We start from the raw sequence: 19,281 nt of genomic DNA, 5'->3' as shown, positions 1-19,281 counted from the left end.
GGTTGAGGAGGAGTGATTTCATGAGCGATGAAGCACAGGATCTGCAGGCACGATTGGCTGCCAGGCTGGACGGCCGCGATGGACAGGGACCCAAGGGCATCGATATGACCCGCGCTCCCGAGTTGATGGATGACAGGGAGGTCTTCCGCGGCCCGATATTCGTTATCGACCAGCAGCAGGTGGCTATGTTCCGGCGCGACGGTTCCAAGGAAACCATCGATCGGCAGCTCATCCGTCACGACCCCTGCGTGGTCATGCTGGTACACGACTGCGCTGCCGATGCCTATCTGCTGACCCGCGAATACCGGGTGGGCGCCCAGGCCTATGTCTTCGGCCTGCCAGCCGGTTTCATCGACCCGGGGGAGAGCCCTGTCAAGGCTGTCCTGCGCGAGCTGCGTGAGGAGACTGGTCTGGTGCCTGGACCTGAGGGCGCACCGGCCTCAGAAAGCCATCTGAATCCTGAAGACGGTTGGATCGATGCTGCTCCCGATGTCTACTCCTCCCTAGGCATGAGCGACGAGCTCGGCCACATCGTGGTCCTGCATCTGCGTCGCTGGCATCAAGGATCCACCGACTTCGACCCGGGCGAGCATATCCAGTCGGCCTGGGTCTCCTGGCAGGAGCTCTGCGCAGCTGGAGTCGCCGATGCCAAGGCAGTGGTGGCCATTCAGCATGAGGCCATCCGTCGCCTGCAGAAGGATTAAGGTCCCAGGCATCAACGCCTGTGATTGGGCGAGTAGAACATACCGGTGGTATGATAGGTTCTTGTCAGAAAAGATGGTCAGGTCAGAATGATCAGGCATTGTTGCGCTGACAGGAAGAGGAGCACTGCATGGGCACGCCGAAGGATCCTGAAGGACATCGCAATCAGATCCTCGATGTAGCGCAGCGGCTCTTTCTGGAAAAGGGTTACGACGGAACCAGCATCCAGGACATCGTCGATGGTCTGGGCGGCATGACTAAGGGAGCGGTTTACTACCATTTCCCCTCTAAGACGGCTATTTTCCACGCAGTTACCGAGCGCATGGCCTCGTCCTCATCCCAAGGTGACTGGCTGGGGGACTGGCCGGGCGAAACCGGGCTGGACAAGCTGCGCAACGAGCTGATTGCCTCCTTGTCGGCCTACTCGCGTCTCGATGTCACCTTTTCCGCCAGAACCCTGCTGAAGAGTCCCCGAATGGTAGGCCAGATGTACCTGAAATCCATGGACAGGATTGTGGACGTGATCACCCCCTATGTCCGTGAAGGCATGGAGGACGGTTCTATCGCCCCTTGCAATCCTGAGGATCTGGCCCAGGTGCTTTATATCCTGCTCAACATGTGGATAGGGATTCGATTCTCGACCATGACCCGGGACCAGGTGGTCTCCAAGTTCACCCTGCTGGCCGATATGCTCAAGGGAATAGGGGCGCCGCTCATCGATGATCGGGTTATTCATGCGGCCGTGCACTTGCATGCGCATCTGAAGAGCAATCCTTTGACTGCCACCGGCGGGGAGTCCACGCAAGAGAAATCTGACAAGAATCGGGATCAAGGGGTCTCTTAGAGCTGATAGATCTCTTAAGGCCAGAGGGCTCTGGCTACTAGCAAGATTCGGGCACTCAACGAGTACTGGTTTTTGTTTCCACCAAACATACCATTGGTATTTTTGAAAGGAGTTTTATGGAGCTGCTGGAGGCGGACGGAATTGTCCAAGTGTTTGAAGGCAGGGAGGTGCTGTCCGGACTGGATTTGACCCTGGGGCAGGGCGAGATTCTGGGCTTGCTAGGTGCCAACGGGGCTGGCAAGTCCACGCTGTTGAAGATCCTGACCGGAATGCAGAGGCCTGTCGGCGGCAGAGTCTGTTTTCTGGGGAGGCCTCTGAGCGAAGACTACCCGGGCAATCTGGCCAGGATGGGAGTGTTCATCAACGAGCCGGTCTTTTATGAGTCCCTCAGCGCTAGGGAGAATCTTGAGATTGACCTGACCTACCTGTCATTGGCAGACCGGGAGCATAGGGATGCCGAGCCTACGGGGATCAGCCAACTTTTGGAGAAGGTCGGTTTGGCCGCCGACTCAGCCACGCCTGTCGGCAGGTATTCCATGGGCATGAGGCAGAGGCTGGCCCTGGCCAGGTGCATGGGCCATCATCCTGACCTTTACCTACTGGACGAGCCGCTCAACGGACTGGACCCTGTGGCCATCGGACAGCTGCGAGATAGCCTGCGCAGCCTGGCAGCCCAGGGGAGTGCAATCCTCTTTTCCAGCCACATTCTCTCCGAAGTGTTGCGCACGGCCGACCACGTGATGGTCGTGGCGGACGGCAGAGTCAGCCTGCGGGCCAGTATGCCGGAACTGATCAATCAGGGCCAGGAGGCCGCCGAGCGAACTCTGATCAAGGCTATGGAGGGTTGATATGAAGACGCTGTTGAAATTGGAACTGAAAAAGACAAGGCTTTGGCCCTGCATCTTCGGAGGACTGGCAGTAGTAGCTGCAGCATTGGCTCTGGGAGGCATGTTCCTGGCCATTGGCCACACTAGCGGACGGTCAGATCCTCGGTTGTCAAGCCTGGCCTTCGTGCTGCAGATGGCCCTGGTCATCCTTCTGGTGGGCTTCTCCCTGGTGGCTGCTGCCCTCTGCAACCTGGTCTTCATTGAGCCCTATACGGGGAGGAACCTGGCGCTCACCCTCTCATTGCCCATATCGCGAAGCCGAATCCTGCTGGCCAAGTTGATCTTCGTCGGCCTCTTCACTGCGCTCTCCTACTTGTCTGGGACGGCCATCACCCTGACCGTCATGCTACTGATCGACCGTCTTGTGGGTTCGCTTGGAACGGGCTCGCCAGGCAGTCTGCTTGAACAGGTTCTCCTCATGCTGGTTACCAGCCTTGCCGGACTGGTGGGGTTGGTTGGCATCGCCCTCTCTATAGGCTTCTGGAAGCGTTCGCTGCCCATCATGTTCGCGGTCCTGCTCCTGCTGGACGCTGTAGTGGGCAACCTGCTCTCCCTGTCCCCGCTACTGTCTGCTCTGCTACTTCTGATCATCTTTCTGGCCTCCCTGCCGGCATGGTGGCTGCTTCATCGGACCCTCATGAAGATTGAACTGCCCTGATCGACGGCTGACCATGCAGGAGCTTCTGAAGAACAAGCCTTTTGTGACCATGGTTCTGGCCAGTCTGTTGAATACGGTGGGAGGCGAGCTCTTCAACATCGTCTTCATCGTCTATGCCCAGACCATGCCCTTTGCCGGACTGGCTGTTTCCATAGCCTCAATGGCCTGGGTGGCTCCAGCTCTGACGGCCATCCTGACCGGATACCTGGCCGACAGGACCGTGCACAAGACGCGGATGCAAGTTGTGATCAAGCTGATTCAAGTGTGTATCTATCTGGTTATGGCCATAATGATCGGCAGGTCCAAGAGCCTGCCCGTCTTTGTGCTGCTAGTTGCCATGGACATGGCATCCTCCATGCTGGAGGGATATGCAGGCAGTCTGTGGATGCCGGTCCTCAAACACCTGGTCCAGCCAGGCCAGCTCCATCAGGCGACCTCAATCACCTCCGCTGCATCCAATGTCGCGGCTGTCATCAGTGCAGGCGGAGGTGCGGTGTTGATCGCTATCCTGGGCAATAGATTCGCTGTATTCGCGCTGATCAATGCTGCCACCTTTCTGCTGGCGGGAATTTTGGTGGCCATTGGCTATAAGGCATTCGCCAGGGCGGAGGTCACAGGCAATGGTTCACCTGTGGGCAAGCATGTGGGCCTGTCCTCCAGCCTCCGTATGGCCTTGGGGGAGTTCCGCAGCTCTACATTCCTGGTCATGATGGTAGGCTTCGGCTGTCTGGTCAACCTTCTGGGGACGGCTCTGCAGCCCCTGCTCAATCTGGGGCTTATCTCCATGCCCGAGGTCTGGTGGGGAAGCTACGGCACGACCATAGCCGCCGTCAACGGCATCTCCTCGCTGGGACTTATCCTTGGCGCACTCCTTGCCGCAGATCCACTCAGGCGGCTGCCCATGGCCCACCTGCTGACCGGAGTCATGGCCGCAGCCGCCATGGTAGGGATCAACCTGGTATGGCTGCACATTCCTGCCCTGCTGTTCCTCCCGCTCCTGGTCATGAACTATCTTTTGGGCAAGATCAACCCTCGGTTCATGACCATGCTCATCAGCACAGTGGGTGAGGACCACCTGGCTGCAACTATGGGAGTGGTACAGACTGTCATGATGATCGGAGCGCCTCTGGGGCAGATGGTCTTTCTGACGCTGGGCAATCTGGTCGGCATCCCCATCACCATGTCGATTTATGCGAGCCTGACGGGCCTTCTTGCTCTGGCGATTTTCTCTGTGGGATTGCTGGGCATGAACGCCAGGGATCCAACTCCCGACATGGGACGAAGGCAAAAGTCGGGCTAGCCGGATTTGAACCGGCGACATCCTGCACCCAAAGCAGGCGCGCTACCAAGCTGCGCTATAGCCCGGCACCCATAGGCATCACCGTATGGGCACAATGTATCAATATAGCACAGGGTCGGGTCCCGGCCGGTCCTGTGGGGGTGAGCAGGGAGCAAGAACAGCTCTGCGCCTGCGGTTACCATTGTGACCATGACAGTGGAAGAGACATGGGCGGCACCGCAGGCCGATAGTCCTTTGGATGCAACGGTGACCATACCGGGGAGTAAGTCCCTCTCGAACAGGTATCTGATTCTGGCGGCCCTGGGAAGTCGTCCGGTCAGGCTGACTGGTTTGCTCAGATCGCGTGATACGGACCTGATGATTCAGGCCCTGGAGGCTCTCGGCGTGGACTGTCGGGTTGACCCGAACAAGGCTACGAATGTGACCGTCACTCCACCGGCAGGCGGGCGATTCCGCGGTGGCACTCGCGTGGACTGCGGACTGGCCGGAACCGTCATGCGTTTTGTGCCGGGCCTGGCCATGCTGGCTGATGGCCCCACACGATTTGACGGAGACGAGCAGGCCTATCGCCGTCCCATGAGACCTCTGCTGGAGGGGCTGACCCAGCTGGGAGCCAGGATCGAGTACCTGGGCCAGGAGGGCTTCCTGCCCTTTGTGCTCACACCGCCGGATCGCCTGGTGGGCAGGGAGGTGACCATCGACTCATCTGCATCTTCGCAGTTCATTTCCGGCCTCCTGCTGCTGGCTGCCAGGGCTGATGGCCCGACGACCATCGTCCACTCTGGTCAGCTTCTGCCCAGTCTTCCGCATATCGCGATGACCGTTGAGGACCTGCGTCAGGCCGGAGTCCAGGTCCGGGCCAATCCCGACCGCTGCAGGTGGAGCGTTGAGGGCAGAGGGACTGCAGGGACAGGGCTGCCTGATCAGGTCCAGGTGGAGCCCGACCTGTCGAATGCGGCCCCCTTCCTGGGAGCGGCCCTGATCGGAGGCGGGCAGGTCAGCGTGCCCAACTGGCCAGAGCATACCACCCAGCCAGGTGGCTTGCTGCCCGGGTATCTGGGGACCATGGGTGCGCAGGTAGACATGGTTCCCGACGGGCAGGGCAGTCCCGCCTGCAGGGTGACCGGTAGGGAAGCCATCCATGGACTCGGCGACTTCGACCTTTCCCCGGCGGGCGAGATTGTTCCCTCGATTGCAGCAATCCTGGTCTTTGCCGACGGACCCAGCCGCCTGCACGGCATCGGCCACCTGCGCGGTCATGAGACCAATCGGCTGAAGGCATTGGCCACCGAAATCACCAGAATAGGCGGTCAGGCTCGCGAACTGGATGATGGCCTGGCCATCGAGCCTGTGCCTGTTCAGAGCATGCACGGGGCCGTCATGGAGACTTATGCCGACCATCGCATGGCCACCTTTGCCGCCATGATCGGGCTCAGGATACCTGGCATCAGGGTGCGCAACATCGGCACCACGGCCAAGACCATGCCCGACTTCCCGGGGATGTGGAAGCGGATGCTGGCAGGCGAGGACCAAGGCTGAGCTACAGTGATTCGAGCGAAAGGAGCCGTGTTATGAGCATCGAGGCTGAAGGGCAGACCTGGCAGGAGGATCTGGACCTGGCCATCGCCATGGCCGACCAGGCGGATCAGGTCACCATGGGCTATTTCAAGTCGCCGGATCTTCACGTGGAACGCAAGTCGGACAATACCCCGGTCACTCAGGCCGACAAAGAGGCGGAGGCGGTGATTCGTCGCGTGCTGGCCCGGGCTAGGCCGGACGATACCATCTATGCCGAGGAGCTGGGAAAGCAGGAGTCCAACGGCAGGCGGTGGATCATCGATCCGATTGACGGGACCAAGAACTATGTGCGCGGGGTCCCCGTCTGGGCGACCCTGATCGGCTTGGAGGTAGACCACCAGATGGTGGTCGGCGCGGTATCGGCCCCCATGCTGGGCACCCGTTGGTATGCTGCGCAGGGTCAGGGAGCCTACATGGCGCGCCAGGGCGAGGCCCCCAAGGCCATCCACGTATCAAGAGTGGATCGGATGGAAGACGCTTCCATGTCCTTGTCATCGCTGACAGGGTGGAAGGCCATAGGCCGCCGGGAGCGGCTTCTCGACCTGACTGACCGGATCTGGCGTCTGCGCGGATTCGGCGACTTCTGGCAGTACATGCTCCTGGCCCAGGGTGCCATCGACCTGGCGGCCGAGCCGGAACTTGACCTCTATGACATGGGTGCGCTGGTTCCCATCGTGACCGAAGCAGGCGGCAGCTTTACCGACCTGGCAGGCAACCCGGGTCCATGGGGTGGCAATGGTCTAGCCAGCAACGGTCTTCTGCACAAGGAGGCACTGGCGGCTTTGGGGGACTGACCCAAACGATATATAGAAAAAGGTCGGTGACCACATGCATTGCTGTGGTCGCCGGCCTCTTTCTGCTCTTAGGACCAGGTTCCTAGAACCAAACCTTGAACTCAATCATCCCTCATTCAATCATCAATCAGATTGAGGGGAAAGGTCCGGTCAACGGTCAGGCCTGGAACTTGTTGCCGTAGGCATCGCCCTGGCTGGCGACGACCTCGGCCTGGCGGGCGATGGAGAGTTCCTCGTTGGTGGGGATGACGCAGACGGCGACCGTGCTGTCGGGGGTGGAAATGATTCGGGCCTCCTTGGACCGCTGGTCGTTCTTCTCCTGGTCCAGCTTCACGCCGAAGGGTGCCAGCTGCTCGATGACCCGACGGCGCACGATTTCATCGTTTTCGCCCACTCCGGCCGTGAAGGTAATGGCATCCAGGCCGCCCATCTGGGCCGTGTAGTTGCCGATGTAGCCGACAATGCGGTGGATGTAGATATCCAGGGCCAGCTTGGCATCCTCGTCGCCCTCGGCGATCAGCTTGTGGACCTCGCGCATGTCGCCGTGGCCGGTCAGGCCGGTCATGCCGGAGCGCTTGTTGAAGAGGGTGTCCAGCTCGTCAACGCTCATGTGGGCGTTGCGGATCAGGTGGAAGACAACGGCAGGGTCGATGTCGCCGGTGCGCCCGCCCATGACCAGGCCCTCCAGAGGGGTCAGGCCCATGGAGGTCTCGACGGGATGCCCGGAGACCTGCGCCGAAGCGGAAGCCCCGTTGCCGATGTGCAGGACGATCTGCCGCAGGCCTTCTGCGGGCTTACCCAGCAGGCCGGGAACCAGCTGGCCCACATACTGGTGGCTGGTGCCGTGGGCGCCATAGCGACGGATGTGGTACTGCTTGGCGATGTCCTTGTTGAGGGCGTAGGTGGAGGCCTTCTTGGGCAGTTCGAAGAAGAAGGAGGAGTCGAAGACGAAGACCTGGGGGGTCTGCGGCATCAGCCGGCTCATGACCTCGGCGCCCTCAGCCTCGGGTCCGTTGTGCAGGGGGGCCAGCACGGCCAGATCCTTGACCTGGCTCAGGGTCTTCTTGGTCAGGAGGGCAGGCTTGGGGAAGATGGCTCCACCCTGGACGACACGGTGGCCAACAGCGATGATGCCGGCCTTGTCCAGATCAGGGCCATACTCCTTGAAGAAGCCCAGGACGCGCTTGAGTCCGGTCTCATGGTCGTGGATGGGCTCCTCAAGCTCATGCTTCTCGCCGTTGACCTCGTGCTTGTAGTGGCCGTCGGTGGGCTCGCCGATCTTCTCGACCAGACCCGAGGCCAGGCTCTGGCTGGTCTCCAGATCGACCAGCTGGTACTTGATCGAGCTTGAACCCGAATTGATGACTAGGACGGTTTTCGCCATTGGGGCATCCTCCTGATGTGCTTGTATAGAGCCTGCGCTCCTCAATCAGTCTTCAAGATTACTCGTCGGCCCTTACAAGGCGCGGTATATAGCCAGGCCGACATGATTTTGGGGCTGCTGCCGGAACCTTCTTGAAGATAGGATCCAGCAGCAGCCCCAGAGGTTTGCATAGACGTTATAAGACGGTCGTCAGTCCTGGGCCTCGACGGCGGTCAGAGCCACGGTGTTGATGATGTCAGCTACCAGGGCACCGCGCGAGAGGTCGTTGACCGGCTTGTTCAGCCCCTGCAGCACCGGTCCGATGGCCAGGGCGCCCGAGGTGCGCTGTACGGCCTTGTAGCCGATGTTGCCGGCACTCAGGCTGGGGAAGACGAAGACGTTGACCGTTCCGGCGACCGGATCGCCCTTGGCCTTGGTGGCCGCCACAGTGGGGGACCAGGCCGCATCGAACTGGATGGGGCCCACGATGGGCAGGTCCGGCGCCTTCTCCTTGGCCAGGCGGGTGGCCTCTTCCACCAGGTCCACATCCGGGCCCTTGCCCGAGCCCAGGGTGGAGTAGGAGAGCATGCCCACGCGCGGTTCCACGCCGAAGGAGCGGGCCGTCTGGGCCGACTGAATGGCTATGTCAGCCAGTTGTTCGGACGACGGGTTGAGGTTGATGGCGCAGTCGGCGAAGACCGCCACATGGTCGGGGAAGCACATGAGGAAGGCTCCGGAGACCAGCGAGGCGCCCGGCTTGGTCTTGATCACCTGCAGGGCTGGGCGGACCGTGTTGGCGGTTGAGTTGATGGAGCCGGACACCAGGCCGTCGGCCTTGCCCAGCACCACCAGCATGGTGCCGAAGTAGGAGGGATCCGCCAGCTGCTTGCGTGCCTGCTCCGGGGTCATGCCCTTCTTGGCGCGCAGCTGGCAGAGGCGATCGACCATGGGTGCCAGCACCTGCTCGTCGTCCATGGGCTGGAAGGAGGCCTTGTCCAGGTTGTTGAGGCCAAGCTCCTTGCCGCGGGCCAGAATGGAATCCTTGTCGCCCACGATGATCAGGTCAACGATGTTGCGGGCCAGCAGGTAGTCGGCCGCCTTGATGATGCGGTCCTCGCCGCCTTCGGGCAGGACTATGGTCTTCCTGTTGGCCTTGGCCTTGGCCAGCAGATCGTTCTGGAAGGCTACAGGAGTGGTGGCCTTGGGGCTGGCGGCGTCGGCGGCCTTCAGCACCTGGTCGACGTCCACCTCCTGCTGGAATGTCTGGCTGGTGGCCTGGCGGGCCTGATCGGCGGACGGATCCGTGTCGAAGTCCATCTTGGAGACGGTCCAGGTCGGCAGATCATACTCTTGGAAGGCCTGAGCAAGAGGCGCCTTCTGTTCAGGCTGGCATCCGGTGATGAAGATTCCGGCAAGCACGGCTCCCTGGGCCTCGATGGTCCGGCGGCAGGCAGCCACGGTCTTCATGACCTGACCGGGTTCCCTGCCGATGGTGCAGACGGCCAGCATGACCGGGGACCTCAGGTCGGCGGCGATCTGCGCGTTCAGGGCAAACAGGCCGGGGTCGAAGAGCTTCGAGGCATCACTGCCCACGATCAGGACGCGCTCGGGATGGGTGGCCTCCACCAGCCCGTCATAGGCGTTGAGGACATCGGCCCGGGTCTGCATGGGATCTTCAGTGGCGTGCCCGGGGCACTTGCCACGGCAGATCTCTGGATCCGTATCGGGGAATGAGCTGGCTGCAACCAGTTCCGGGGTCAATGGGTGCTTCCTGCAGGCGATTGGCCTGAATACGGCCGTTTTGGCTTTGGCGCTCAGGGCCTTGGTCAGGCCGTAGGCCACGACATTGCGGCCGTTGGCGGCTTCTGGGCTGATGATGGTGATGCTTGCAAGACTCACTGTGTCTTCTCCTGTCCGGATGTGGTTGCCTTGATGACTGCTTTGTTCACAACCTTGTCCAGTATACAGAAACCGCCCGCCATGCGGGCTGCGCATGACGGGCGGTTTCAGGGTCGGATCAGCGTATCACTCGTTGTCTCCGGCGGTCGCGGCGGTGGCGGAGATGGTCTCCTGGCCGGCGCGGTTGGCATCGGGCCAGACCCAATCGGTGTAATCGGGGTGGTCGTAGCCCTTGTCCACGGCGAACTGGAAGGCCTCGTCGCGGAACTTGGTCCACTTGTCGATCTGGTCGGCGTACTTGCCGGTATCCACCAACTTCAGGGCGGAGGCGGCCAGGCACCAACGATCCATGTTGTTGACGCGCACCATGTCGAATGGCGTGGTGGTGGAGCCCTGCTCCTCGTAGCCGTGCACGGAGAAGTTGTCGTGGTTGGGACGTCCGTGGATTAGGCGGTAGATGGAGCCGGGGTAGGCGTGGAAGGCGAACAGGACCGGCTTGTCCTTGCTGAAGAGCTCGGTGAACTCCTCGTCGGACAGGGCCTGATCGTTCTCCTCGGTGTCCTGGATCTTCAGCAGGTCGACCACGTTGACGAACTGAACCTTGAGGCCCAGCTTCTGCAGCATGTCGTCGGCGGCCAGGGCCTCCTGGGTGGGGATGTCGCCCGCGGTGGCGATGACGACATCAGCATCCTCGGCATCCTTGGCGTTGGAGGCCCAATCCCAACGGGCGGCCCCCTTCTCCAGCTCGGCGGCGGCCTCGTCCACGCTCTGGTAGGTGGCGGCGGGCTGCTTGCCGGCGAAGATGGCGTTGATGCAGTTGGTCGACTTGTAGCAACGCTCGCCCACGTTCAGCAGCATGTTGGCATCGGCGGGGAAGTAGATGTTGACCACGTGATCGTTGTTGAAGTTCTTGTTCAGCAGGATGTCGACGAAGCCGGGATCCTGGTGGGAGAACCCGTTGTGGTCCTGACGCCAGACGTGCGAGGTGACCAGGAGGTTCAGTCCGGCGATGGGCTTGCGCCACGGGATTTCGCGGACGGTGGCCTCCAGCCACTTGGCGTGCTGGTTGATCATGGAGTCGATGACGTGCACGAAGGACTCGTAGGAGCTCCAGATGCCGTGGCGCCCGGTCAGCAGGTATCCCTCCAGGAAGCCTTCCATCTGGTGCTCGGAGAGCTGCTCGATGACCTGGCCGGTGTGGGCCATATGCTCGTCGGTCAGCTCCGACAGGTAGTCGGCATCCCACTGCTTGTTGGTCACTTCGTAGGCAGCGGCCAGACGGTTGGAAGCCGTCTCATCGGGCCCGAAGATGCGGAAGTCAGTGGGGTTCTTGGCCAGTACGTCGCGGGTGTAGTAGCCCAGGACGCGGGTGGCCTCGGTGGCGCCCCAGCCGTGGCCGTGCTTCTTGATGTCGATCTCGTAGTCGTGGATGTCAGGCAGCTCAAGCGGCTTGAGCAGCCGGCCGCCGTTGGCGTTGGGGTTCTCGCCGATGCGCAGGTCGCCCTTGGGCATGAAGCTGGTGACCTCGGGACGCAGGGTGCCCTTCTCGTCGAAGAGCTCCTCGGGCTTGTAGGAGGCCAGCCAGTTCTTGAGGATCTGGAAGTGGGCCTCGGTGTCGCGGGCGGAGGTCAGCGGCACCTGGTGGGCGCGCCAGGATCCCTCGGTCTTCTTGCCGTCGATGAACTTGGGGCAGGTCCAGCCCTTGGGGGTGCGGAAGATGATCATGGGGTAGAAGGGACGGGTCATGTCGTCGGTTTCGGCCCGGGCCTTGATGTCGCAGATCTTGTCGAAGACGGTCTCCAGCATGTCGGCGAAGCGACGGTGGATGGACAGATGGTCCTCGTCGTCGAACCCTGCAACGAACTCGAAGGGCTCATAACCCATGCCATGGAAGTACTCATGCAGCTCCTCGTCGGAGATGCGCGAGAGGATGGTCGGGTTGGCGATCTTGTAGCCGTTCAGATGCAGGATGGGCAGGACGATGCCGTCGGTGCGGGGGTTGACCAGCTTGTTGGACTGCCAGCCGGTGGCCAGAGGGCCGGTCTCGGCCTCGCCGTCGCCCACGATGCAGGGCACGAAGAGGCTGGGGTTGTTCATGATGGCGCCGTAGGCGTGGGAGAGGGCATAGCCCAGCTCGCCGCCCTCGTGGATGGACCCGGGGGTCTCAGGCGCGAAGTGGGAGGGGATGCCGCCCGGGTAGGAGAACTGGCGGAAGAACTTCTGCAGGCCAGCCTCATCGTTGGTGATCTTGGGGTAGTACTCGCTGTAGGTGCCGTCCAGGTAGGACTGCGAGGTGCCGGCGGGGCCGCCGTGGCCGGGGCCCATGATGATTACGGTGTTCTGCTGATGGTCGGCGATCAGACGGTTGATATGGCCCAGCAGGAAGTTCAGGCCGGGGGTGGTGCCCCAGTGGCCGACCAGACGATGCTTGACATCCTCCCGAGTGAAGGGCTCCTTCATCAGGGGGTTGCTGCGAAGATAAATCTGTCCGATGGAAAGATAGTTGGCCGCCCGCCAATACTTGTCGACGGCCTCGAGGGTCTCCTCGGCGATTGGGGTCTCCAGCTTCGCCCAAGGGGTGCCGATAACAGGATTCGTCATGTGTACTCCTGCACTATAGTGCGATTGTTTATTTACCTCGGTTACGGGCTCGTACGGTGTCATTTCAGGCATCCGTCGGGTTCGTACCCAATGCCTACATGGTACGTGAACGAGCAGACTTTTCTGAACGTTTTCTTGCAGTGTGTGTTCGCTCTTGTGAGAAAATGCGAGGGAATTGTCTGCTTGCAGACTTGAATTTCCGCCGGGGGTGCCGACCAGGGCTCAATGACGGTAGCATTGTCGAAAACTGCAACCATACTGGACTTGTCCGCGGGCGTTGAATCGTCGCTCTCGGGCATCCATGGCAGATACAGCATACGTATATATAAGGAGTCTTATGGCACAGGGTCCCGTCCTGGTGGTCGATTTCGGTGCGCAGTACGCCCAGCTGATCGCTCGTCGAGTCAGGGAGGCGGGGGTCTACTCCGAGCTGGTGCCTCATTCAATGAGCCTGGATCAGATGCTGGCCAAGGATCCCAAGGCGGTCATCCTCTCCGGCGGCCCGGCCTCCGTCTACGTGGATGGGGCACCTTCCATAGATAAGAGGATTTTCGAGGCAGGGGTGCCCGTGCTGGGCATCTGCTACGGCTTCCAGGTCATGGCCCATGAGCTGGGCGGCGAGGTGGACAAGGCGGCCCTGGGAGAGTACGGCAAGACCGAGGCCTTCATCGACAGCGCCAAGGGAATCCTGCAGGATTCACCCGCAAGGCAGGATGTGTGGATGAGCCATGGCGTCGCTGTCAACCGTGCGCCTGAGGGATTTGAGGTCCTGGCGCATACCGAGGGTGCTCCGGTGGCGGCCATGCAGGATCCTTCCCGGGGGCTGTACGGGGTCCAGTGGCATCCCGAGGTGACCAACACCCCTCTGGGGCAGGACCTGATCGACCGCTTCCTGCACCAGTGCGCCGGACTACCGTCGGACTGGAACGCCTCGGGCATCATCGAACAGCAGGTGGAGAAGATCCGTCGCACGGTGGGTGACGACCAGGTCATCTGCGGCCTGTCGGGCGGCGTCGATTCAGCCGTGGCGGCCGCTCTGGTCCACAGGGCCGTCGGCGACCAGCTGACCTGCGTCTTTGTGGATCATGGGCTCTTGCGCAAGGGGGAGGCCGAGCAGGTCAAGCATGATTTCGTAGCCGCCACTGGCATCAAGCTGATCGCCGTGGATGCCTCGCAGGACTTCCTGACCGCCCTCAAGGGTGTTTCCGAACCAGAGCGCAAGCGCAAGATCATCGGCGAGAAGTTCATCCGCACCTTTGAAAAGGCCCAGCGGCAGGTGATTGAGGAGGCCGGCAAGACCGGCAAGGAAGTCAAGTTCCTGGTGCAGGGCACGCTCTACCCCGACGTGGTCGAATCGGGCGGCGGAGACGGAGCGGCCAATATCAAGTCCCACCACAATGTGGGCGGTCTGCCCAAGGACGTCAAGTTCCAGCTGATCGAGCCTCTGCGCACCCTCTTCAAGGACGAGGTCCGGGCCATCGGCACCGAACTGGGCCTGCCTGACCAGATCGTCTGGCGTCAGCCCTTCCCGGGCCCTGGTCTGGGCATCCGCATCATCGGCGAGATCACCCAGGAACGTTTGGAGACCCTGCGCGAGGCTGACGCCATCGCCCGCGAGGAGCTGTCCAAGGCTGGGCTGGATCGGCAGATTTGGCAGTGCCCGGTGGTGCTGCTGGCCAATGTGCATTCGGTAGGTGTGCAGGGCGACGAGCGCACCTATGGCTCGCCGATCGTGCTGCGTCCGGTCTCCTCCGAGGACGCCATGACCGCTGACTGGACACGGCTGCCCTATGATGTGCTGTCTACTATTTCCACTCGCATTACCAACGAGTGCCCGGGCATCAACCGCGTGGTCCTGGACTGCACCTCAAAGCCTCCGGCAACCATCGAATGGGAGTGAGCATTTGGGCCGACGAGCCATACGGCGATACGTCGAAGACGGTATGGTCACATATGACTTGTCGGCCCAGTTATCTGGTTCTCGGGCTATTGAATTTCCGATAGTCGATAGAAGAACTCAGGTCCAGCAATTTATTGTTTATTGCTTTGTAATGGCCGCGTTAATCTGGTCAACCAGCTCACGAGGATGTTCCACCCCGAGCACCAGTCGGTCATAGCGCTCACCCTTGAGTTGGATGACAATGGGACTTTCCGGTCTGGTGACATTCCAGAATGTCTTTTCCCCATGCTCAATGTATGTGCCGGCCCATTTACCGGGAACATGAAGGCCGGGCGCACGCAGCCCCTTGGCATCATCAAGAATGCCCGGATCCTCGCTGGCACCGAGAACATGCTCGAGCGGCACCACCAGTTTCCCTTTGAACGACCACATCTTATCCAAGCCTTGCGGTTCAATCTCCAGCGTTTGTCCGACAATTGCCACCTTGTTGTTCATGACTTGCTTCTTTCATCATCAGACTGCAACCGAATATGTGCACGCTGCAGCAGCGTCTCACCAAGGAGCGTGGCGACATCAACGGTCACAGCATTGGTATCGTCAGATCCTGAGCTGGACAGCTTTACAAGGTAATCCCTGACCAGCCTGCGAACCTCAAGATCATGATCTGACAGCTCCATGAGTGCCACCAATACCAGATTGAGCACTCCTGAATCGTTCGACTCAGAATCCGTTGCATCACGTAGCGCAGCCACGAACATGCCACGCTTGCTGCCGAAGGCACCGTAGAGACTGCCCCGGAGCAGACCCGTGGCCTCGACGAGAGCATCAATCGAAGTGCCCTCATAGCCATGCTCCAGGAAAACCTCGCGGGCACGGGCAAGTACCTCATCATCATCGAAACTTCTCTTGCGACCCATACACGCCAAGATAGCATTATTTGACTGAATGGTCAAGAATAATGGACGGTCTTCTTGCTCATGATTATCGTTACTTCTTTTTAGAAGCAGTCGGTGATGGAAATAGTAATTCGATGGCAAGCTTCCAGCGATGAGCACGAGAATCAAGAGCCATGAAGATGGCCCCCATCCGAGCATAAAGCCTATCCGAGCATAAAAACTGCCATAGGAGAAGTGATAACCAGTGTAATAACCATGTTTCCCGCTGAAACTACTGCCCTGAGGAACTTTCGGTGTTCTGTTTTTTGATTGAACGAATATATTCAGGGCTTCTAGGGAATCAACAAGGAATACGATTATCAGCTGGATATCAACGAGAATTGTTGAACTTATATGTGCAGTTTTCGATAATGGTTACAACGAGAAAGACCAGTGTAAATATCGACCCGTCAACGTCGCTAACGATGATACTGACAATCCAGATATCGATAAATGGACCCGGAACAAGTTCCGCGTCTCTTCCAGGTTTCATTCGACACTCCTTTAATTACAAGTAGAGTTGGCGACCATCAACATTTATGGTGTCAGTAGTCACCTGAATTGCAAATACTCAGAGCATAAATCAGCCGAAGCATTCCCTTATTACACAGTCAATCCCAATTATTCACAACAGCACTCTGGCAACATCTCCTCCAATCAGAGCTCAGCATGACCTGATCGCAGCGCCCATTTGATACCGGAAATTCCGCCCCAGACTTTACCGAGCGTGCTGATTCCGCTGACGATCCTATAGGCCGGGACACCGTATTGTATAAAGACAATTCCTGTCTGGAAAATGAACCCTCCCAAATCAAACCTCGGTTGGATCTGGTTATCTGAGGGTCAGTTATAAAAGAAGGTTCCGTCAGCTAAGAAGTTATCCAGTTTTCAGCGAAATGCGGAATGGTCCTGGAGTCGGCATTTTTAATCTCTGTAGGAAGCTGATCCAGACAATCGGCCAATTGATCAAGTTCTGCAGTGCTGAGCGATGAACCATTTTCTCTGGTTTGGAGCTGTTCAATCATTGGCTTCTGCGCAGTTGTAATGAGTTCAGGAACGCTAGCCGTTCCGGTAACACCAACATCAGTGCCGCTGACGCGCTTGTTTGCACTAGGGCCAGTACCTTGTGTGTGTTCTATGACTGCATATCAGTTTCCTTTGGTTGACATGTATGCCAAATGGCATAGCCGTGCATTAGCTGCAGAAAAACAAAAAGCCAACATAATTGTTGAAGAGATAAATATGTAGGGAAACATATGGTGTCTCGAAGTCTTCTATTGCGCGATTAGAGGGCGCTTTATCGGCTCCGATTAATGCGAGGGGCAAGGTTAGCGAAGTGGTTCAAGCCAAGTCTGACCCGATCTTTGGCAATCCACGTAAGCGTTTCGGGAAGCACCGCCATCATTAAGATCAGAGTATGGCCACACTGGTGTTATACCCGACCAGAGGGCAGGTGGCTCATCGCCACATAGCAGTTGAGAAAATTGAAAGCACTATCTTATTTGGGGGAGAGGTTGGCTTCAACAAAAGGACCCCAATCATATTGAGCCCAATATATCGTCACTTAGATGACTTCGAGGTATACCCATACCCCCAGTTCGCTTGAATGGGACTGGTGGGGATCACGGAATAATGCTATCAGTGTGCAGCAGACTCTTGATGCCTGTTTCATCTGCGTTGTGTTCGGTTCGGACAGCTTTCTCTGTCATCTGAGCAAGGTACACGGCGGATTTCAGACTTAGACTCGGCTCCTCACGCCTGAGTTCACGGATAAACACAACTTGATCCTTGCTGGGATTTATTCCCCTGGAAGTGGCGATGCTTTGGGCCCATTCCACTGCCGCAGTCATGGGGTGTTCGTAGTCGGCAAATATCTTTGTGACTTCAACCCTCGGATTCTTGTCATTCGTCAAGCTCATGGCTATTCCTCTCAAAATTCCTGGTGCTCATTGTTGGCCGCTGAAGTTCTGATCGCTTTTAGAATCCAGCCGCGAGAGTCTTCGTCACAGAAGCCGCCGATACCTCAACGCTTTCATGAATCGCCTATGACTCACTTTCATAACAACTATATAACAACATCATGGAATCACTAATCGCACGTTTTGTGTCGTCAAACTCTGATGTCGCGGCCTTGGCCGCTCTCAACTCCCAACGCCTTCTGGCTCTATCCGTCAGTATGTTGCATATTTCGAACCTACTGATCTGGGCGTAGCGTGTTGCTCCCTGGCCGGTCAGCAAACAGCTGGTATGGTGTCGACTCAGTCATCTGGCCACGCATATGGGGTGGAGTACATGTTGGATGCCAGCCACCGCGCCCAAGGCATGTTGTTCCGGTCCATGAAGGCCTTCATTTTGGTATGAATTTGCTTGCCGTCGCTAAAACTGAGGCGATTGTCTTGCCTTTTTTTGCGAGGAAACCACCTGCTACTAACACGCTTCCGCCGATGGTGGACATGTTCTTCTTCACATGATCCGCACGGTCTTTTCTTTTGGCCAAACAGCGGGCGCAGAAGATGCTATCCGGGTTATCCAAGAAAGTGTGGCATCCACGGGAGTTGCATACGGCCATCAGTTTTGAGCCGCATTTTGGGCAGTAATCATAGTCTTTTTTATATTTGTCGTTCTTTTTGTAAGAGTCGCATTCCTGGTTGGTGCAGCCTCTAACGCTCTTCATGGCTCTCATCCTTTTCATCAGATACCTTAAGGTACAGGTGCTTCTCAGGCAATGCTAGGGCCTCGCTTAGATTGGAAACGTCAAGTTGAAGTGCGGCTCGAGATCGCCAAATTCCCTGTTCTGTTCCTGTATCAGAGCGATCGCATTCCGCTAGAAGGCCCGCATGGTCTCCCACAGTCGTCTTTATGAAGTGCGAATATGTTTCCAGGGATTTCGCCATGGCCTTGGGCTCTCCTTGCTCGCAAAAAATGGCTGCTCTGGCAATCGACGCCTGGTGTATGGCAGGAAAGCAACTGTTGATGCTGTCCATTCTTTCATCGATGAGTTTTGTGCGTTTGCCTTTTTCATGCTCATAGTCGCCATTAGCGAGATATTTCACGTCAGACTCCATCTTCAGCTCGAGCTGGGCCTCTGCGTCCGATAGAGCGCGTAAGGACTGAGACACAAGGAGCTTTCTGAGAGTGTCGTCATCAACTTCACGAGCCTGCAGATAAAGGCGCATGCCGCTCTGTAGGAGGCCGAGCCTATCGCTCTGCTGCCCCTCGAGGACTTCCTGCACGCGCACATCTATGACTGCAATCTGGTGGGCGATGTCTTCAAGCTGACCTTGGATTGCCCTGAGTTGTATGGCGTTCGCCGCTTGAACGGGATCAATTCCCCCGCTGAAATCCTCGCGCTTGATGGGCAGTTTCTTTCCATATCGTCCGTTAGGATCCAAAAGTTGGGCAAAGGTATTGCCTGTTCTATCGGCAGTCAGCTTAATGTCACCATTGGCGATGGCGTCAAGCGTATTTTTTGGAGCATCTACCACCAGGCGAAAATCACTTTTCCTGGCCTTATATGCCAAGGCGAATCCGGAGGATTCGCGTTCCAGTGCATGAACTATGTCTTTAATAGCGGCATTGCTTTTATTGACGCCATTCCTTATTCCGTTCAGGAAAAATGCCAAAGGCGAGTCCGGATCGGCGTTGAGCTCAGATTCTTCAGGCTTCAATGAAACCCCCTATCGAAGGACATGCTGGCTGCACGCTAATAAATGACGATAATTAATTAGATTATAACTGTCCGATACTCAAAGGCGCTTACAGCAATTGCTTTGTTTGTGGGCAGTCAGAAACTCAACCAAATATCAATGAATAGGCGGGG

The 19,281-nt window shown here is 58.4% G+C and carries 16 protein-coding genes and 1 tRNA gene; 8 read left to right on the top strand and 9 right to left on the bottom strand.

The features are described 5' to 3' along the window. Nucleotides 1-20: 20 nt before the first annotated feature. From RAM15_RS04565 to RAM15_RS04545, 5 genes are all read left to right on the top strand, one after another. Nucleotides 21-704: an NUDIX hydrolase gene (locus RAM15_RS04565; protein ID WP_306220955.1), complete on the top strand. Its 684-nt coding sequence runs from the start codon at nt 21-23 to the stop codon at nt 702-704. Between the two features lie 128 nt (nt 705-832). Then, complete coding sequence (locus tag RAM15_RS04560; protein WP_306220954.1) at nt 833-1,546, top strand: TetR/AcrR family transcriptional regulator; 714 nt, start codon at nt 833-835, stop codon at nt 1,544-1,546. Nucleotides 1,547-1,662: 116 nt separating this feature from the next. After that, the gene (locus RAM15_RS04555) at nt 1,663-2,394 is read left to right on the top strand and encodes an ABC transporter ATP-binding protein (protein WP_306220953.1); all 732 of its coding nucleotides are present in this window, start codon (nt 1,663-1,665) and stop codon (nt 2,392-2,394) included. A gap of 1 nt (nt 2,395) precedes the next feature. After that, nucleotides 2,396-3,091: an ABC transporter permease gene (locus tag RAM15_RS04550; protein ID WP_306220952.1), complete on the top strand. Its 696-nt coding sequence runs from the start codon at nt 2,396-2,398 to the stop codon at nt 3,089-3,091. A gap of 13 nt (nt 3,092-3,104) precedes the next feature. Further along, a complete protein-coding gene (locus RAM15_RS04545; protein ID WP_306220951.1) occupies nt 3,105-4,391 on the top strand; it encodes an MFS transporter in 1,287 nt (428 codons plus the stop codon). Here the strand turns inward: RAM15_RS04545 and RAM15_RS04540 are convergent. Further along, a tRNA-Pro gene (locus tag RAM15_RS04540) sits at nt 4,383-4,456 on the bottom strand. The genes RAM15_RS04545 and RAM15_RS04540 overlap by 9 nt on opposite strands. A 118-nt stretch (nt 4,457-4,574) precedes the next feature. Here RAM15_RS04540 and aroA point away from each other — a divergent pair. Together aroA and hisN are read left to right on the top strand one after the other, a co-directional pair. Continuing rightward, nucleotides 4,575-5,930, top strand: a complete 1,356-nt coding sequence (gene aroA / locus RAM15_RS04535; protein ID WP_372338637.1) for a 3-phosphoshikimate 1-carboxyvinyltransferase — start codon at nt 4,575-4,577, stop codon at nt 5,928-5,930. A 32-nt stretch (nt 5,931-5,962) separates the two neighbouring features. Further along, on the top strand, nt 5,963-6,763 hold the full coding sequence (gene hisN, locus RAM15_RS04530) for a histidinol-phosphatase (protein WP_306220949.1): 801 nt from the start codon (nt 5,963-5,965) through the stop codon (nt 6,761-6,763). A gap of 157 nt (nt 6,764-6,920) precedes the next feature. Here the strand turns inward: hisN and RAM15_RS04525 are convergent, their stop codons facing one another. The 3 genes from RAM15_RS04525 to RAM15_RS04515 all read right to left on the bottom strand — a co-directional run bounded on the left by RAM15_RS04525 (nt 6,921) and on the right by RAM15_RS04515 (nt 12,626). Further along, a complete protein-coding gene (locus tag RAM15_RS04525) occupies nt 6,921-8,147 on the bottom strand; it encodes an acetate/propionate family kinase (RefSeq protein ID WP_306220948.1) in 1,227 nt (408 codons plus the stop codon). 189 nt (nt 8,148-8,336) lie between these two features. Then, the gene (pta, locus tag RAM15_RS04520) at nt 8,337-10,025 is read right to left on the bottom strand and encodes a phosphate acetyltransferase (protein ID WP_306220947.1); all 1,689 of its coding nucleotides are present in this window, start codon (nt 10,023-10,025) and stop codon (nt 8,337-8,339) included. A gap of 126 nt (nt 10,026-10,151) precedes the next feature. Next, a complete protein-coding gene (locus RAM15_RS04515; protein ID WP_306220946.1) occupies nt 10,152-12,626 on the bottom strand; it encodes a phosphoketolase in 2,475 nt (824 codons plus the stop codon). 337 nt (nt 12,627-12,963) lie between these two features. On the opposite strand from RAM15_RS04515, the gene guaA reads away from it, so the two are divergent. Continuing rightward, nucleotides 12,964-14,526 carry a glutamine-hydrolyzing GMP synthase gene (gene guaA, locus RAM15_RS04510; RefSeq protein ID WP_306220945.1) on the top strand — a complete coding sequence of 521 codons (1,563 nt, stop codon included), beginning with the start codon at nt 12,964-12,966 and terminating at the stop codon, nt 14,524-14,526. A gap of 138 nt (nt 14,527-14,664) precedes the next feature. Here guaA and RAM15_RS04505 read toward each other — a convergent pair whose 3' ends face one another. The 5 genes from RAM15_RS04505 to RAM15_RS04485 form a co-directional block, all read right to left on the bottom strand. After that, entirely contained in the window at nt 14,665-15,021 is a 357-nt protein-coding gene (locus tag RAM15_RS04505; RefSeq protein ID WP_306220944.1) for a hypothetical protein, read from the bottom strand. Next, nucleotides 15,018-15,443, bottom strand: coding sequence for a TetR/AcrR family transcriptional regulator (locus RAM15_RS04500; protein ID WP_306220943.1), 426 nt, complete (start codon nt 15,441-15,443; stop codon nt 15,018-15,020). Before RAM15_RS04500 ends, RAM15_RS04505 begins: the two co-directional genes overlap by 4 nt. A gap of 1,640 nt (nt 15,444-17,083) precedes the next feature. Then, nucleotides 17,084-17,380, bottom strand: coding sequence for a hypothetical protein (locus RAM15_RS04495; RefSeq protein ID WP_306220942.1), 297 nt, complete (start codon nt 17,378-17,380; stop codon nt 17,084-17,086). A 428-nt stretch (nt 17,381-17,808) separates the two neighbouring features. After that, nucleotides 17,809-18,135 (bottom strand): hypothetical protein, encoded by a 327-nt coding sequence (locus RAM15_RS04490; RefSeq protein WP_306220941.1) that lies wholly within the window; start codon nt 18,133-18,135, stop codon nt 17,809-17,811. Further along, nucleotides 18,122-19,129 (bottom strand): hypothetical protein, encoded by a 1,008-nt coding sequence (locus tag RAM15_RS04485; RefSeq protein ID WP_306220940.1) that lies wholly within the window; start codon nt 19,127-19,129, stop codon nt 18,122-18,124. Before RAM15_RS04485 ends, RAM15_RS04490 begins: the two co-directional genes overlap by 14 nt. Nucleotides 19,130-19,281: the final 152 nt, after the last annotated feature.

Source organism: Bifidobacterium asteroides (assembly GCF_030758775.1).
GTDB lineage: Bacteria > Actinomycetota > Actinomycetes > Actinomycetales > Bifidobacteriaceae > Bombiscardovia > Bombiscardovia kimbladii.
Note: the sequence above shows the minus strand (reverse complement) of the source record. Positions and strands in the feature narration are given on the sequence as shown.

Excerpts from the sequence above, each read along its gene's own strand:
- RAM15_RS04565 (WP_306220955.1), top strand. The coding sequence starts at position 21 with ATGAGCGATGAAGCACAGGATCTGCAGGCACGATTGGCTGCCAGGCTG.
- RAM15_RS04560 (WP_306220954.1), top strand. The coding sequence starts at position 833 with ATGGGCACGCCGAAGGATCCTGAAGGACATCGCAATCAGATCCTCGAT.
- RAM15_RS04555 (WP_306220953.1), top strand. The coding sequence starts at position 1,663 with ATGGAGCTGCTGGAGGCGGACGGAATTGTCCAAGTGTTTGAAGGCAGG.
- RAM15_RS04550 (WP_306220952.1), top strand. The coding sequence starts at position 2,396 with ATGAAGACGCTGTTGAAATTGGAACTGAAAAAGACAAGGCTTTGGCCC.
- RAM15_RS04545 (WP_306220951.1), top strand. The coding sequence starts at position 3,105 with ATGCAGGAGCTTCTGAAGAACAAGCCTTTTGTGACCATGGTTCTGGCC.
- hisN (WP_306220949.1), top strand. The coding sequence starts at position 5,963 with ATGAGCATCGAGGCTGAAGGGCAGACCTGGCAGGAGGATCTGGACCTG.
- RAM15_RS04525 (WP_306220948.1), bottom strand. The coding sequence starts at position 8,147 with ATGGCGAAAACCGTCCTAGTCATCAATTCGGGTTCAAGCTCGATCAAG.
- RAM15_RS04515 (WP_306220946.1), bottom strand. The coding sequence starts at position 12,626 with ATGACGAATCCTGTTATCGGCACCCCTTGGGCGAAGCTGGAGACCCCA.
- guaA (WP_306220945.1), top strand. The coding sequence starts at position 12,964 with ATGGCACAGGGTCCCGTCCTGGTGGTCGATTTCGGTGCGCAGTACGCC.
- RAM15_RS04505 (WP_306220944.1), bottom strand. The coding sequence starts at position 15,021 with ATGAACAACAAGGTGGCAATTGTCGGACAAACGCTGGAGATTGAACCG.
- RAM15_RS04500 (WP_306220943.1), bottom strand. The coding sequence starts at position 15,443 with ATGGGTCGCAAGAGAAGTTTCGATGATGATGAGGTACTTGCCCGTGCC.
- RAM15_RS04495 (WP_306220942.1), bottom strand. The coding sequence starts at position 17,380 with ATGAGCTTGACGAATGACAAGAATCCGAGGGTTGAAGTCACAAAGATA.
- RAM15_RS04490 (WP_306220941.1), bottom strand. The coding sequence starts at position 18,135 with ATGAAGAGCGTTAGAGGCTGCACCAACCAGGAATGCGACTCTTACAAA.